The organism is Burkholderia sp. AU33545, assembly GCF_020419685.1.
Lineage (GTDB): Bacteria > Pseudomonadota > Gammaproteobacteria > Burkholderiales > Burkholderiaceae > Burkholderia > Burkholderia diffusa.
Genome location: NZ_JAIZRQ010000005.1, coordinates 196,892 through 213,401, shown reverse-complemented (window position 1 = coordinate 213,401; position 16,510 = coordinate 196,892). Strand labels below are relative to the sequence as shown.

Annotated in this window: 13 protein-coding genes; 2 read left to right on the top strand and 11 right to left on the bottom strand. The window is 59.1% G+C overall.

Translation table 11 applies throughout. The features are described 5' to 3' along the window. Positions 1-248 precede the first annotated feature (248 nt). Positions 249-452, top strand: coding sequence for a hypothetical protein (locus LGM71_RS18395; RefSeq protein WP_151050168.1), 204 nt, complete (start codon positions 249-251; stop codon positions 450-452). Between the two features lie 104 nt (positions 453-556). Here the strand turns inward: LGM71_RS18395 and cyoD are convergent, their stop codons facing one another. From cyoD to LGM71_RS18365, 6 genes are all read right to left on the bottom strand, one after another. Then, positions 557-889, bottom strand: a complete 333-nt coding sequence (gene cyoD / locus LGM71_RS18390; protein ID WP_006759069.1) for a cytochrome o ubiquinol oxidase subunit IV — start codon at positions 887-889, stop codon at positions 557-559. Then, positions 890-1,498 (bottom strand): cytochrome o ubiquinol oxidase subunit III, encoded by a 609-nt coding sequence (gene cyoC, locus LGM71_RS18385; RefSeq protein ID WP_059599484.1) that lies wholly within the window; start codon positions 1,496-1,498, stop codon positions 890-892. After that, positions 1,498-3,504 carry a cytochrome o ubiquinol oxidase subunit I gene (cyoB, locus tag LGM71_RS18380; protein ID WP_174909849.1) on the bottom strand — a complete coding sequence of 669 codons (2,007 nt, stop codon included), beginning with the start codon at positions 3,502-3,504 and terminating at the stop codon, positions 1,498-1,500. The genes cyoC and cyoB overlap by 1 nt, the downstream gene beginning before the upstream one ends. A 3-nt stretch (positions 3,505-3,507) precedes the next feature. Then, a complete protein-coding gene (gene cyoA / locus LGM71_RS18375) occupies positions 3,508-4,395 on the bottom strand; it encodes a ubiquinol oxidase subunit II (RefSeq protein WP_226115747.1) in 888 nt (295 codons plus the stop codon). A 251-nt stretch (positions 4,396-4,646) separates the two neighbouring features. Further along, entirely contained in the window at positions 4,647-6,173 is a 1,527-nt protein-coding gene (locus tag LGM71_RS18370) for an NADH-quinone oxidoreductase subunit M (RefSeq protein WP_124622381.1), read from the bottom strand. A 449-nt stretch (positions 6,174-6,622) separates the two neighbouring features. After that, positions 6,623-7,996: a hypothetical protein gene (locus LGM71_RS18365; RefSeq protein WP_226115745.1), complete on the bottom strand. Its 1,374-nt coding sequence runs from the start codon at positions 7,994-7,996 to the stop codon at positions 6,623-6,625. Between the two features lie 1,215 nt (positions 7,997-9,211). Between LGM71_RS18365 and tssF the strand changes: the two genes are divergently transcribed. After that, positions 9,212-11,023 carry a type VI secretion system baseplate subunit TssF gene (tssF, locus tag LGM71_RS18360; RefSeq protein WP_226115743.1) on the top strand — a complete coding sequence of 604 codons (1,812 nt, stop codon included), beginning with the start codon at positions 9,212-9,214 and terminating at the stop codon, positions 11,021-11,023. A 51-nt stretch (positions 11,024-11,074) separates the two neighbouring features. Here tssF and LGM71_RS18355 read toward each other — a convergent pair whose 3' ends face one another. From LGM71_RS18355 to LGM71_RS18335, 5 genes are read right to left on the bottom strand one after another with little or no spacing between them, the layout of a single operon-like run. Further along, entirely contained in the window at positions 11,075-11,326 is a 252-nt protein-coding gene (locus LGM71_RS18355; protein ID WP_038789787.1) for a PAAR domain-containing protein, read from the bottom strand. Positions 11,327-11,337: 11 nt separating this feature from the next. Beyond that, entirely contained in the window at positions 11,338-12,069 is a 732-nt protein-coding gene (locus LGM71_RS18350) for a putative type VI secretion system effector (RefSeq protein ID WP_226115741.1), read from the bottom strand. Positions 12,070-12,089: 20 nt separating this feature from the next. Beyond that, a complete protein-coding gene (locus LGM71_RS18345) occupies positions 12,090-12,821 on the bottom strand; it encodes a putative type VI secretion system effector (protein ID WP_226115730.1) in 732 nt (243 codons plus the stop codon). 20 nt (positions 12,822-12,841) lie between these two features. Further along, positions 12,842-13,573, bottom strand: coding sequence for a putative type VI secretion system effector (locus LGM71_RS18340; protein WP_226115728.1), 732 nt, complete (start codon positions 13,571-13,573; stop codon positions 12,842-12,844). After that, the gene (locus LGM71_RS18335; protein WP_226115726.1) at positions 13,570-16,470 is read right to left on the bottom strand and encodes a T6SS effector BTH_I2691 family protein; all 2,901 of its coding nucleotides are present in this window, start codon (positions 16,468-16,470) and stop codon (positions 13,570-13,572) included. The genes LGM71_RS18340 and LGM71_RS18335 overlap by 4 nt, the downstream gene beginning before the upstream one ends. Positions 16,471-16,510: the final 40 nt, after the last annotated feature.

Genomic DNA, 16,510 nt, shown 5'->3' with positions numbered 1-16,510 from the left:
ATTCCTCTTCGAGTTGTTTCATGTGTGATTCGACTATAGCGACAAGCGCCGTCCCGGCATATTTCAAGTTTGTAAGAACTGATGCGCAGCGTCGCAACGGGAAGCGCCCGCTAACGTCTTGTAACAATTGGCGCCCGGCCGTCGCGCCCGCCTGCCCGGCCCGCCTTGCCGTGCCGGCCGAGGGCCCGTTCCGCCCTTCCTGGAACATCTTTCATCCTGGCCCGCGCCCGGCGTCAAGCGGCGCAGCTTTGACGCTCGGCGGACCCGCGCTCGCGGTCGGCATTCTCGTCGACGATGCGACCGTCACTATCGAGAACGCAAACTGGCACCTCGAACAGGCCAAGGGCGTCCGCGGCGCGATCCTCGACGGCGCGAAGCATCGGCTCGCCGCGGAGTACCGCACGGACTGCTCGCCTGCGCTGACGGCTGACGCGGGCACGAGCACGCACTGACGACCGGTGTGCATTGCACGGGCGAAATGAGAAAAAGGCGGCACTCGCGTGCCGCCTTTTTTGCATGAAGCGCATGGAGATCGTCCGCTGCGCCGCGATGCCGTTCAGCGTGACATCATGTTCATGCTGACGTTGTGCATCACCCACAGCGTGCCGACGATCAGGATCGCCGCCGTCAGCACGGTGTAGCTGAACGCCATCACGTTCCAGCGCTGGCCGGACGAACCGTTCATGTGCAGGAAGTACACGAGGTGCACGACGATCTGCACGAACGCGAGCGCGGCCAGCGCGATCAGCGACGCGTGCGGCGACAGCACGCCGCCCATCACGAGGCCGAATGACGCGGCGGTGAGCAGAACCGACAGGATGAAGCCAGCGACATAGCCGCCGACACTGCCGTGCCCTTCTTCGAGTTGAGACGAATGCGAATGAGCCATTTAGATCACGCTCGCGAGATAGACAAAGGAAAACACGCAGATCCACACGATGTCGAGGAAGTGCCAGAAGAGGCTCAGGCACGTCAGGCGCCGCAGGTCGCGATCGGTCAGGTCGCCGCCGCGCAGTACGATCTGCCCGGCGAGCACGATCATCCACAGCAGACCGGCCGTCACGTGCAGCCCGTGCGTGCCGACCAGCGTGAAGAACGCCGACAGGAACGCGCTGCGCTGCGGGCCCGCGCCGTCCGCGATCAGGTGCGAGAACTCACGTAGTTCCATCGCGAGGAACGCCGCGCCGAGCACGAACGTCACCGCGAGCCACGCGAGCAGCGCGCCGCGCCGCTGCTTGTACGCGGCCAGCATCGCGAAACCGTAGGTGATGCTCGACAGCAGCAGCGCGGCGGTTTCGACCGCGACGCCCGGAATGTCGAACAGGTCCTTCGCGGTCGGACCGCCCGCATACTGGTTGCCGAGCACCGCGAACGTCGCGAACAGCGCCGCGAAGATCACGCAGTCGGTCATCAGGTACAGCCAGAAGCCGAACACCGAGTGCGACGGCGGATGGTCGTCGTGCTCGAGCAGGGTTGCGCTCAAGGTTTTCTGCAACATCAGTTGGCCTCCAGTTCCACGTCGTCGACATGCGTGGCCACGCGTGCCGCAGGTTGCTTCTCTTCGATCCTGCGCACCTTCGATGCCGGGATGTAGTAGCCATCGTTGTCACGCGAGCTGTAGATCACGAGCGTCGCGACGATGCCGACCAGGCCGCCGATGGCCATCCACCAGATGTGCCACACGAGCGCGAAGCCCAGCACCAGGCTGAAGATCGCGACCACGAGGCCCGCACACGTGTTCGACGGCATGTGGATGTCGCGGATCGTCGCCGGGTTCGGCCGGCCGTCGCCGCGTGCCTTCATGTCGGCATACGCGTCGAGCGTGCGCACTTGCGGGATCACCGCGAAGTTGTATTCGGCTGGCGGCGACGAGGTCGCCCATTCCAGGGTGCGGCCGCCCCACGGATCGCCCGTGGTGTCGCGGTAAGCCGGCAGGTTGCGATTGCGGATGCTGACGACCAGTTGCAGCAGCTGGCATGCGATGCCGATCGCGATCAGCACGGCGCCGAACGCGGCGACCAGCAGCCACGGATGCCACGCCGGGTTGTCGTAGTGGTTCAGACGCCGCGTCATGCCCATGAAGCCGAGCACGTAGAGCGGCACGAACGCGACGTAGAAGCCGACCTGCCAGAACCAGAACGCGGCCTTGCCGAGCTTCTCGTTCAGCTTGAAGCCGAACGCCTTCGGGAACCAGTAGTTGAAGCCAGCGAGGTACCCGAACAGCACGCCGCCGATGATCACGTTGTGGAAGTGCGCGATCAGGAACAGGCTGTTGTGCAGCACGAAGTCCGCGCCCGGAATCGCCATCATCACACCGGTCATGCCGCCGAGCGTGAACGTGACCATGAAGCCGATCGTCCACAGCACGGGCGTCGTGAATTCGATCCGGCCGCGGTACATCGTAAACAGCCAGTTGAACACCTTCACGCCGGTCGGGATCGCGATGATCATCGTCATGATGCCGAAGAACGCATTCACGTTCGCACCCGAGCCCATCGTGAAGAAGTGATGCAGCCACACGAGGAACGACAGCACCATGATCGCGCAGGTCGCGTACACCATCGTCTTGTAGCCGAACAGCGGCTTCTTCGAGAACGTCGCGATGACTTCCGAGAAGATGCCGAAAGCCGGCAGGATCAGGATGTACACCTCCGGATGGCCCCACGCCCAGATCAGGTTCAGGTACAGCATCGCGTTGCCGCCGGCTTCGTTCGTGAAGAAGTGCATGCCGAGGTAACGGTCGAGACCGAGCAGCGCGAGCGTCGCGGTCAGGATCGGGAACGACGCCATGATCAGCACGTTCGTGCAGAGGACCGTCCACGTGAACACCGGCATCTTCATCAGCGTCATGCCGGGCGCGCGCATCTTGATGATCGTCACGAAGAAGTTCACGCCGGTCAGCAGCGTGCCGACACCCGAGATCTGCAGCGCCCACAGGTAGTAGTCGACCCCTACCCCCGGACTGAACTGCAACTCCGACAGCGGCGGATACGCGAGCCAGCCCGTCTGCGCGAACTCGCCGATCACGAGCGACACGTTGATCAGGATCGCGCTGACCGCGGTCATCCAGAAGGACAGCGAGTTGATGAACGGAAACGCGACGTCGCGCGCACCGATCTGCAGCGGCACGATCAGGTTCATCAGGCCGACCATGAACACCATCGCCATGAAGAAGATCATGATCACGCCGTGTGCCGTGAAGATCTGGTCATAGTGATGCGGCGGCAGGTAGCCGGGCGCGTTGTAAGCGAGCGCCAGCTGCATGCGCATCATGATCGCGTCGGCGAAGCCGCGCAGCAGCATGATCAGCGCGACGATGATGTACATCACGCCGAGTTTCTTGTGGTCGACGGTCGTCAGCCACTCCGTCCACAGCCACTTCCAGCGGCCGGTGATCGTCAGCGCGGCGAGAATGCCCAGCACGACCAGCCCCATGAAGGCGCCGGCCACCATGATGATGGGCTGATCGAACGGGATCGCCGATAGTGTGAGTTTGCCGAACATGCGTTACCCCTTCGTGCCGCAGGCGGCGTCCTTCAGGTCGAGGACGTGGCCATCGTTGTATTTCGCGATGATGTTGTGGAAGAGCCGCGGATCGACCGACGAGAAGTAGCGCACGGGCGCCTTCTCGCTTGGCTGCGCGACGGTGCCGTACACGGTCGCGTCGAGCCGGTCGGGCGAAGCCTTCACCTTCTGCACCCAGGCGTCGAACTGCTCGCGCGGCTCGGCGAGCGTGCGGAACTTCATGTCGGAGAAACCGCGGCCGCTGAAGTTGGCCGACGTGCCCGCGTAGTCACCGGCTTCGTCGGCGATCAGATGCAGACGCGTCTGCATGCCGGCCATCGCGTACACCTGGCCACCGAGCTGCGGAATGAAGAACGAGTTCATCACCGAATCCGACGTGATGCGGAAATTCACCGGTGTGCCGACCGGAATCGCGAGCTGGTTCACCGACGCGATGCCGAGTTCCGGATAGATGAACAGCCACTTCCAGTCGAGCGCGACGACCTCGACGTCGATCGGCTTCACCGACGACTCGAGCGGCTTGTACGGATCGAGTTCATGCGTGGTTTTCCACGTGAGCACGCCGAGAAACAGGATGATCAGCGTCGGCACCGTCCAGATCACGACCTCGATCGCGGTCGAGTGCGACCAGTTCGGCGCGTAGGCGGCGTTGCGGTTCGATGCGCGGTAACGCCACGCGAACCACAATGTGAGCAGGATCACCGGCACGACGACGATCAGCATCGCCCATGTCGACGTCGCGATCAGCGACTTTTCCGCGGCGCCGACGCTTCCTTTCGGATTTAGTACATCTAAATTACAGCCTGACAGGCTCAGCGCCGCGCCGATCGATATCAGCGCCGTCCAGCCTCTTGAAGCTTTTCTTTTCATCACACAGCCCGAGGGTCATTGAATCCGTTGCGTATGCCCGATGCGCATTCGATCCACGAAAGTGGCCGAATCATACGTCGCGCGGGTGCGACGAAAAACCGGTGGATGCGGCAAATCATCATTGCAAAATCTGCCGTGAGACAGATTGTCGCGGGGCAATTTCACGCAGCCGGAAGGCGAGCGCGAGCCGGCCGGACGCTGCCCGCGCCAGCCCGGATGGATGTGCGCATCACGACCGCGCCGTCAGGCCATCAGCCGTGCGTCGCTGCCATGTACGCCTGCGCGGGCGCGCCACCGTCCCCGGCCGGCAGCTTCGAATGGCTGGCGTCGTCGATCAGCCGCGCAACGGTCGGGTCGATCGCGTCGGTGAACGGCTTCGGATCGACGCCGACCATCAGCACGATCAGCGCGAGCGACGCGAACATCACGATCTCGCGGCGGCTGAGGTCGGCGAGCTTCGCAATGCGCGCGCTCGCGATCTTGCCGAACACGACGCGCTTGACCATCCACAGCGTGTACGACGCGCTGAGGATCAGCGTGAGCGCCGCGATCGCGCCGATCCAGAAGTTGACGCGAATCGCGCCCATGATGACCATGAACTCGCCGACGAAGCCCGACGTGCCCGGCAGGCCGACGTTGGCCATCGCGAACAGCAGCGCGAACGTCGCGAAGCGCGGCATGACACCCGCCACGCCGCCATACGCGGCGATCTCGCGCTGGTTCGTGCGATCGACCAGCACGCTCACGCACAGCAGCATCGCACCCGCGACGAAGCCGTACGACACGAGCTGCACGATCGCACCCTCGACGCCGATCTGGTTGAACAGAAACAGCCCGAGCGTGACGATCCCCATGTGCGCGACCGTCGAATATGCGAGAAGCTTGCCGAGATCAGTCTGCGCGAGCGCGATCAGGCTCGCGTAGACGATCGCGAACAGCGACAGCGCGATCACGGCCGGCGCGAAGAAGTGGCTCGCGTCCGGCGTGATCGGCAGCGCGAAGCGCAGGAAGCCATAGCCGCCGAGCTTGAGCATCGCGAGCATCAGCGCCGCGCCCGTCGGGCCGTCCGTGTAGACGTCGCGCAGCCACGTATGCACCGGCCACATCGGCACCTTGACCGCGAACGCGGCGAAGAAACCGAGGAACACCAGCAACTGCGGTGCGAAGCCGAGCTGCAGCGTGCGCCATGCGTTCATGTCGAACGTATGCGACTTCGCGTACAAGTACAGCATCGCCATCAACAGCAGCAGCGAACCCGCGAACGAGATGAAGAAGAACTTCACGGCCGCGTAGACGCGGTGCTCCCTGCCCCACGTACCGATCAGCAGGTACAGCGGAATCAGCGTCGCCTCGAAGAAGATGAAGAACAGCAGCCCGTCCTGCGCGACGAACACGCCGACCATCAGCCCCGACAGGATCAGGAACGACGCGTAGTACTGCGCGACGCGCACCGTCACCGACTCCCACGACGCGATCACGACGACGAGCGTCGTGAAGGCGGTCAGCACGACGAGCCACAGCGATGCGCCATCGATCCCGACGCGCCAGCCGGCGTTGAAGGCCGCCAGCCAGTTGCGGGTTTCGGCGAACTGCATCGCGGCAGACTGCGAATCGAAACCGGCGACAAGCGGCACGACGGCGGCCAGCCCCGCCAACGCGCCGACGAGCGCGATCAGTCGCGTGCGCTGCAGATGACGGTCGGAACCGGCACGCAGCAGGCACGCGCCGAACAGGATCGGAACCCAGATCGCCAGGCTCAGAAAGGGGAAATCAAGCATGTCAACAGGCCTTGAGAAGGTCGCGCACTGCATTGGGAACAGGCGCGACGAAGGGAACGAAATCAAATCGACAGATAGATTTCGTGGATCGCCATTGTTGGCAAAATGTAAAGCGGAATCAGCGCAAAGGTTGACGCCGCTCAAGCGCAATCGGGTTAACCAGCATAAGGCGATTGATTATTTTTTGCATCGCAGCAAAGCTTCGTTTCACGATGCCCAGATACGCCGCTGATTTTTATGAGTAATTTTTTGTAATGCGACGCAGCGTCGATCGTGTGCATCGGTGCGATGCCGCATTTTTGTCTGAAGACCGATTCTTCGGGGCGCAGGCGGTGAATGCGGGGAAGGATGAATGAGACCGATTCAATCCTTACACAGATACTTTCATTTTCACTTCAATGACGTCCGATCGGCGCGATCCGGAACACCGGAAGTCGCGGCGCATTCCGTTAGCGCTGATGGCTCAGCCTGTCCCACACGCGCATCGTCACCGCTCGATAGTGGTTGTGTTGCGCGGGGAAATGGACGAAACGGCTGTCGCGCGTCGCATAGACCGGCGACGACGCGAGCGACATCGCATCGACGATGTAGCGCGCGTCGATCATGCCCGCCTCCAACAGTTCGACATAGATCGCCTGCTGATCGCCGCCGCTCGCATAGACCGACGACCGATCGCCGATATCCTCGATGCGCGCGCATATGCGCTCGACCAGTTCGCGCATCGGCGCGACGTTGCGCACGCCGATCATGCACGAGTTGATCGCCCAGGCCGTGTGATCGGTGCCGATCACGAAATCGCGGCCGTCGATCACGCTGTCGACCGTCTGCCGCTGGTCGATCGCGAGGATGTCGGCGTCGACCCAGAACACGAACGCGTGATCCGGCAGATGTTCGCGAATCAGGTGCAGCTTCGCCCAGTTCGCATCGACCCCGGCCGGCAGGAACGCGGGCGGTTCGCGATACGCGTGGTACGCATAGCCGTGTCGCGCGCAATAGCGAACGAAGTTCTCTTCGTGGAGATCGCCGTAACCCGCGATGTGCGACGTGTGCAGACTCACGAACGCGATGTCTGCATGCGGGTTCAGGTGCCGCGCCGGCTCGCGCGTTCGTTGCTGCGCGGCGCGCCAGTCATCCATTGCACGCGGCTGCTCGCCCCGCTGAACGCGCGCCGCATCGTCGACGAGCGCGAGCACGTAGCGAAAGTCGTAGTCGGGCGTCGGCGCCCATACGCCATCGATCTGCTGCCATTCCGGCGCGTGGTGCGCCACGAGCGGATGCGCGCCGACGACGCCGTCGATCGCAAGCCCGTCGCCCCACACTGTCTGGGCCGACGCGAAATAGCCGGTCGCGAGCGGCTGATCAAACGGCAGCGGCGGGAATTGCTCGGCAAGCAGCGTTGCCTCGCACGCATGTTGCCGCTCGGGCAGGCGCATCGCCCACTTGCCGAGCTCGACCACCAGCTTGCGCAAGCGCTCGCGCACGTCGGGCACGTTGCGAAAGATCATGCCGCTTGCGGCGGGCAACGGCGACTTCGACGTCTGCGTCGTGACGATCGCGTCATAACCGTCCGCGACATCCGGCAACGCATGCTGGCCGAACACGACCGAGAACGGATCGAGCACGAGCAGCAACGCACCCTGCTCCATCGCGACGAGCTGCGCGACGATCACGTGGTACTTGTGGAGCACCTGCTGACGCTCGCCGTATACGTGCGTGCCGTCGACGATCGCGTGCCGGTAGCCGCGGCCTCGCGCGTAACGTCCGTGATTGTCGACAAGCCCGTCGACGGGTCGATGCGAAAGGATGGTGAGTACGGAATGCATGCGTGCCGGAACTCCGGATTGAGCCGCGCGAGGCGATACGCCTATTTAGCGCATGAGCGCCGCTCAAGTCGAGCATTGATTGGCTATCCGGACGACAGCGAGGCGACGAGCGGCGAGCCCGTCAGCGCAGCGGAAAAGAAAAAGCCCCGCAAGTCCGAGAACTTGCGGGGCTTTGTCACCGCTTTTGGCGGAGACGGAGACCGCCAAATCAATCTCCAATGACATCCATCAAAATTCAATCACTGTCAAACTTCGATGACAATTTGCCGCTCTAGTGGGTCAGTTCTGCGCGGACATCAACAACGGTGCGTTCCTAGATACTGCCCATCCATCCATTCACCGCCATTGGCCGCCGGTTTAGCCTGGCGCATCGCCAGTCCGTCCGAACGTCTCAGAATGTTACCGACAGGCGCGTTTGCGCACCGCCAACACCAGCTCCCCCGCAATACACCTGCCGTCTGCCATCCATGACCTTCGGCGCAGTCAAAGGTATATTGCGCGCGTACTTCGTCATAGCGATCGGCTAGGCATCGCCCGCCGTGCGTCTGCGCAGCGGCGTCTTGCAATCGCTTCAGGCCACTCAGGAGCTGTACCCCTGTCAACTGGCCATTCAGTGCAGCACAGACCGTACACCCTGCCCCGCGCAACAAAGACTGGCCGACGCATGACCACCGGTGTCCGCCATTACAGCAGAAACGGTATCGCGCAGCCGTGCCTCGCCACTTTGCGTTCAGGCAGATCGAATCGGCCGGCTGCGCGAGACGGTGCATGCAAGCCGTAGCCGCAATCTGAGCACATTCCCGGCAACCGAGTTCCCGCTGACGGATCAGGTTGCGCGGGCTGATACGGGTTACGTGACCATATTCGCATGCGAATTGGTTCTTTTCCTTCAGTCCTCGACAGGTCAAATCCAGGCAAATCCGCTCATGCTTTCCGGCTGCGCTGCGCAAGGCGCGACTACGGCCCAGCACCCGGATGCGACTCACCTTGTTGAACGGACATGTGCGACAAAGATACGTTGTGGGCGGTACAAAACGTTCCGATCCCGCTGATCGCGGCGTCCAGCGAGCCACCGAGTCGATCGACGTGCAGGCCTTCCCCGTTAAGCGGTTATCATAGCAACGTCAAACGTTAGCGTGCCCGACACCATTCAGCGCAACTGCGCCAGACGAAGACTTTGCGTTTTACTGTCCGGCCGGTTCATTATTTCACGCGATGGATCATCTGCTTCCGCACTACGAACGAGAGCTTTCACTACTGCGCCGGTCAGTTGCGATCTTTGCGACACGCTATCCCAAAATTGCCGTTCGTCTCGGGATTTCCGGCGACCACTCCGAAGATCCGCACGTCGAACGAATGCTGCAGTCGTTCGCTCTCCTCGCTGCGGATATAGGAAGCCGGCTCGACGACAACTATCCGGAATTCGCCGAAGCCCTCCTCGGCATGCTGTATCCCCAGTATCTTCGAACGGTTCCTGCGTGCGCAATCGCCCAGTTCGATGTCTCAGACATGTTCGAAAAGCTCAATGAGCCATCGCTCATTGCCCGCGGCACTGAACTGGCGAGCAAAACGGAAGACTGCCTTTTCCGAACCGTATATGACGTAACGTTAGCTCCCGTGCGAATTGCGGCTGCGCGCTACGCCCCGGCAACTGCAGTTCCCTCCGACGTCGTCCTGCCCGCCGGCACAACCGGTCTGCTCTCCATCACCTTTGCAGTTGCCCGCCCCGACTTTCGCATCGAAGCCGTTCGCGGCCCGTTGCGCATCCATGTCAACGGCCATCGCGAAGTCGTCGGCGCGGCAATGGATACGATGACGATGCGCACGGCAGCCGCCTTCGTCGAAAGCGCCGAACGTCGCTGGTCAACGCTGACAATGTCACCGCTCGCCGCCGCCGGCTACGATGAAGCCGAGACACTGCTCGACGAAGACGACGGGCCGCCAGCCCTGCGGCTACTAAGCGAATATTTTGCGTTTCCGAAGAAATTCGATTTCGTTGACGTCGACCTCGCCGCGCTCGCATATAGGGCGGGCTCCAGCCAGCAACTTACCTTGCATCTCGCCATTTGCGACGTTCATCCAGATTCGTGGACGGCACAGCGATTAAAAAATCTGTCGGCGGACAACCTGAAGCTCTTTTGCACGCCGATCGTCAACCTATTCAGGCTTACGTCGCTGCCACTCAAGCGGAGTCCGACCACGAACACATACCCCGTGCAATCCCAGAATACGGACGTTGCGGGTGTCGAAGTTTGGTCTGTCGAGTCGGTCCGTGCCACGACAGGCAGCTCCAGAGCGAACATCATCCATCCGTTCGTGTCGCTCATGCACGGCAGTTCCGGCAAACCGGCCGGCCCCTATTGGGTTCTCATGCACCATAACGCCGCCTCACCATCGGGAAAAAAGGAAACCGCGCTCAGCCTGGTCGACCTCGACGGCCGACCGGCAACCGACACCGGAATCGAACAGGTAACGGCAGACGTCACCTGCTCGAATGGCAATTTCCCTCGCTCGATGCGGGCCGGCGCCGAGGATGGTGATCTGGTAAACGAGCAGGGAACGATGGTTTCACGCATCGTGATGCTGGACGCACCAACAGAAATCGTGCGATTGTCGAGCGAAAGCGACGCGGCTTGGCGGCTCCTCACGCAGTTCGCCCCGCACTCGATCGAATTAACCCGTACCGGGCTTGCGGAATTGAAACGCCTGTTCCGCCAATTCACCGCTCAGTCCGCTGGACACGCGAAACTCCTCGACGGACTGACGAACCTGAGCCATCGGGCCAAACAGCTCTGGCTTCCAGGAAAACCAATGCCGAGTTTCGTGCGGGGTCTGGAAGTGACGTTGACGGTCGACGAACAAGCGTTTGCCGCCGTCAGTTTGAACGCGTTCATCAGCGTAGTGGATCACTTCTTCACGGTGCACGCGCCGGTGACAAGCTTTGTCCAACTTGTCGTGATGTCGGCTAACTCCGGCGCGGAAATTCGACGTTGCACGCCGCGGCCAGGCACAATCATACTCGCCTGATTTTCCTGCCTCCAAACCGCGAAGATAAAGTTACTCTGTAGCTCGTGCCGATCAAGTGAGGCTCGATATCAGGTGACAACCGCAGGTCGCCCTGTGACCGTGCCTAGCGATCGGAACACCGTTATCGGTCATCGATTCATCGCCCTCTTCGATCAAATTCGGTTTGACGTCCGGGTGTTGGGGGCAGGTTACCTCGTCCCCCTTGCGAGCAACGAAACGGCCATCGAAGCGCATCGTCGATGAACCAGTAATCACCTTGCCGCCGTGGTCAGTGTCATCACCGACGCGAATAAGATTCATCATCGTCAAATACCTTACGGACGGTAGCGAAAGTAGTGAATTCCGTAGTCAAGATCTCGATTCTCCGGTTTCATCTCTTTCGACGAATGTATCAGGCTGATTTTACGTACATCCCTCCAGCCGTAACACGAAAAAATGACTTCAGCCAATTTGGCAAAGCGCTTCATCTTCAGATAAGCGCGATAAAACAAGATCCAGAATATCAATAGAGAAAAGGCACCTGCTCCGCCGAGGACCATCACGAGAGTCGTGCTATCGATACCATCTGCATCACGTGACAGCATGAAGCACATTAGGGCATAGATCGGTACAAAAAACCACAGCATGATCTTCATCAGCCATCGATAAAGGGCCGTCCTTCCCCTCGTCGCATGCGGATACACCGCCACCGTATCGTCCCCGACTCTCCGGATTGAATACGCAAAGTACCGATCACGCGGCCTCGGTTCGGCAACAATTTCAACCTCGTCACCATCTGTCATCGGCATCTTCCAGAGCCATCCCTCGATCTGTTTGCCGTCGAGTTCAAATTCCACCCAGTCCGCTTCCTCCTCGGAATTCGCGGACGATTGGATCAATCCAATCGCGGATGCACCCATGCCCGCCAACGCTGCGCCAGCAGCCGTCGCTTGTATGTAAGCATGCTGCGCTTCACTTAAGACGAAGTCCTGCTGGCGGCGCCGGCACTTCAGCTTGCTGATCGTGCCTCGCAGCACCTGAACCGCATACTCTCGCTCAGAACTCATGCCATCTCCGTCATTCCCCTTCAAGGCCGATAACGAAAGTAGTGAATTCCGTAGTCGAGATCGCGATTCTCCGGCTTCATCTGTTTCGACGAATGTATCAGGCTGATTTCACGTACATCCCTCCAGCCATAGCACGAGAAAATTACTTCAGCCAATTTAGCAAAGTGCCTCATCTTCAGATATGCACGGTGAAATAATATCCAAAAAACAATTAACGAAAAAGTCCATGCAGCAGACATAACTAAAATATGCGAACTTAAATCAATCCCTTCGTGATCGCGGAACATCAGGGCCGTTACAATGCCACTGCAAAACACCCACGTTATTGACATGAATTTCATAAGCCATCGATAAAGTGCTGATCTCCCTCTCGTTGCGTGCGGATACACCGCAACCACATCATCATTGACCCTTCGGACGGAATAGGCGAAGTATCGATCCCGTGGCCTCAACTCAGCAACGATCTCGACGACATCACCGTCTTTCATCGGCATCTTCCAGAGCCATCCCTCGACCTGCTTGCCGTCGAGTTCGAACTCTACCCAATCCGCCTCCTCCTCGGAGTTCGCGGACATCTGAATCAGTCCGATGGCCGATGCACCTATGCCCTCCAATGCTGCACCAGCAGCCGTCGCTTGTATGTAGGCATGCTGCGCTTCACTTAAGAGGAAGTCCTGCTGGCGACGCCGGCACTTCAGCTTGCTGATCGTGCCTCGCAGCACCTGAACTGCATACTCTCGCTCAGAACTCATGTAATCTCCGCCATCCCCCTTCAAGGCCGATAACGAAAGTAGTGAATACCATATTCGAAATCTCGACTCTCCGGTTTCATCTGCTTCGACGACCGCACGAGATTAATCCTACGCACATCGCTCCAGCCATAGCACGTGAAAATTACTTCAGCCAATTTGGCAAAGTGCCTCATTTTCAGATAAGCGCGGTGAAATAGTATCCAGAAGATCATTAGAGCAGCGGCGCCGGTTATGCCGAGGAAGATTATGAGCGTCGTTCTTTCAACGCCATCGGCATCGCGGAATAACAGAATGCACAACAACCCAAAAATAGGCACGAAGAGACTCAGCATAATCTTCATAAGCCATCGATAAAGTGCTGATCTCCCTCTCGTTGCGTGCGGATACACCGCAACCACATCATCATTGACCCTTCGGATTGAGTAGGCGAAGTATCGATCCCGTGGCCTCAACTCAGCGACGATCTCCACCTCGTCACCATCTTTCATCGGCATCTTCCACAGCCATCCTTCGATCTGCTTGCCACCAAGTTCAAACTCCACCCAATCTGCTTCCTCCTCAGAATCCGCAGATGATTGGATCAACCCGATCGCCGATGCCCCCATGCCAGCCAAGGCAGCGCCTGCGGCCGTTGCCTGCATATAAGCATGCTGCGTTTCGCTCAAGACGAAGTCCTGCTGGCGACGTCGGCTCTTCAACTTGCTGATCGTACCTCTCAGCACCTCAACCGCATATTCACGCTCCGAGCTCATGCCATCTCCACCATCGCTTTGTCGAAGGCTTTTTCCTGTTGTGCCATATCCGAATATTTGCCAACGCTGTGATCTTTCACACGCAGAATACTTTCTTGACCGGTGCCAAATGCGCAACGCGAACACCACGACTCCAACTCATCAGGGGTCACGAAATCAGCGAGAGTTTGTAACGCGAGCACCGCGATCGTTGCCTCCCACGTAATCAACATACTGACTACTCTGAGCGATGCAACTACTGCCACTCGCGTCGCCACAGTCTCGACCGCCATGATGACGACGCGATTCCCCGAGCGCGACGCCAATTTCTTGAACAACGGCGCTGCGGTACTGATTGCGTCGATCACGAATGCCGTACCTGCGGCCGCCCCCACCAATGTCTTTAGGCCAAGAAGGAATGCCACTTCGTACTGACCACTCTTCAACACCTTAGTGGTCGCCTTATAATCAAGCCAAGATGCAGCAAGTGCGCCGGCTCCCGACAAAAACCCCCCCACCATCTTCCAACTCATCGTCCGAACAGCCTTCTTCAGCGTCCCGTAATACGGAGTCATCGTGATTGTGATGATCGACGCACTGAGCGATGCGCCCGACTTGATCAACTTGGTATTGGTATCTTCGTCCTTGGCCTCCGACAACAGATGCCAGAAGTTCACCAACTCACATAGCGCAGCAATCACCGCAATACGACCGAGACGAAGTTCCTTCATCGCGTTCGCGTCCTTGTCGGCCTTCAATTTTTCCCACACCTCATACAACTCGGTGGTCGGGTTCGGCCCTGCCTTCGTCGACGCCGCTAACACGGTTCGCGCCGTACGAAAGCGCTGCAAAATTTCGCTTCGGCTCACTTTGTCATATAGGGCCTGCTTGCGGACAAGTGCCAACGCATCCTCGACAGGTAAGCCCGCTCGCTGGAGAAACAGCGTCTGAACAATCTTCTCCCCGACAAAATCCCCCAATTTATTGATTCGGAGTTTTTCGAAAACCCGATCACCAATAGTCATGAGCAAAACGTCACGCCCTTGCTCTTTGTACATTGCACCCAAGTACGAGATCTTTGCTGGGTTTGTTTCGAGCGCCAACTTTGAATATTTTTTATAGTAGTCAGTCAGTTTTCCAATGTACTTCACCGCCGTTACGACATATTTGACACCATCGTCCTCTAGCGGCTTATCCTTGTGCTCGAGCGCGCTCGCGAGCAATTTCTCAAGCTCCTCGCGGCCTGCGGGATGATTCATGGCGACCGCTCGCCATACTATGCTTTCCTTGTCCGTCGGCTTCCAACGCCCCACCAGATCATCGAGAATCGTAAGTCCTTTGGGTGTGGACCCCAACCCGTCGATTGCCATTGCAACAACAACCTCGAATTCGAAGCTGTCACTAAGGTCGTCGCAGTAATAGTCCTCAAGCGTGTCCGAAAGAAGTTTCGCCCGCAACCATTTTCCGACATCGTCGCTGCGCGTTTCCTGCAACTGGAACACCGCGTCCTGCAATTTCTTGTATGGCTTGCGGAAATCCTCGATCCGCTTGCGCTGAAGCCGGGCTTCGTACCGAGACCATTCGGACCTCTGCATTCTGTCTAGATTGCGATCATGGAACCCAGGTTGCGCTTTCGCGTACTCACGCGCTTCGTTCATGATCTCATCGCGGTACTTGCCAAGGTAAGGCGCGCTTGAACTTGCGCTGCCCGCGCGACTAAATCGTCCAATCTGGATAAGACGCGTCTGATAGCTCCCCGGGATATTATTGGCAGCCATCCAGTCGAGATCGTCATAATACGCATTGACCTCTTGGGCACGCGTAGCATCCGCGCCCGCCAGTGCTCTAGTGCGTTGCGCCGCCAAACCGGCGCGGGCTGTCGCCGAGCCGAGCGGAGTCATAGTATGCGCCTCTTTCGCCATGGCTTCCTGGTTTGCGAGGTTCTGTTTCGTGCGGGAATCGACGATACGTTTGGCCGTGTCGATGTCGTTCAGGGCCATCACTTTCATGCCGAGTTCCTGCTGCGACCCATATCGGTCGAGCCAGGACACCGGGTCGTTACGAAAGCCGTTCAGTTCATGAACGTTGCCGACCGCATCCCACAAAGCGAACAACATTGGGGGATAGGTCGATGGAGTAGCCCCGCCTCCACCTGCATCCGTTTTTCCAACGTGGTCCATCATTTTCACAAGCGACTGGCTCGCCGATGCTGGCGATGCCTGTCGAATGTTCAAAGGATAACGCAACACCTCACGGGCAAGCAGATCTTCTCGATAGCTACCATCGTCTGCAGTAAAGCGCTGCTTGTCGTCAAACAGGCCCAACTGCTTTGCATCCAGGCCCGGCATGTACTCGAGTACATCGTTAACTGACGACTCCGTTGCAACGACCGCGTGGCCTGTCCCATCCTTTCCGGTAGCGATCCATTTTGACGGCTCGATCCATTGCATGCGTTGTTCACGCAAGTCTACGTAAACCTCGTATTTATCGAATGTTCGTGGATGCCATGCAAGTTGCGAGAACGCGATATAGACCTTGCCCGTACACAGTTCGGGTTGCTCGATCGCGATGACATCCATCGGTACGGCGATGGCACACTGCGCACAGTTCGGATGGGTCGTCGGAACCGACGGCAGCGGTCGCGACTGCTTCCATAACCGACCGTCTTCAGTCACCTTGTACACTTCCCAGTAATTGGGACCACGTGCACCTACTTCGTAGAAAAGATAGAGCCAACCATCGCGTAAGGTCCGCAGACCATACTTATGTTCGGAAAGGCTGATATTGGTGACACGGTCGCCGACGATGCCGGCGGGCATCTTGGCCTTTACCGTTTTGGGCAAGACTGTGTACCGCACCGGCAAGATCGGCAACCCAGTCTTCTCACAGTTGGCACATTTCTGGTTATTTGCTGCCATACGCTCTCTTCGTATCGAATTCAGGCAATTTTGCCGACAC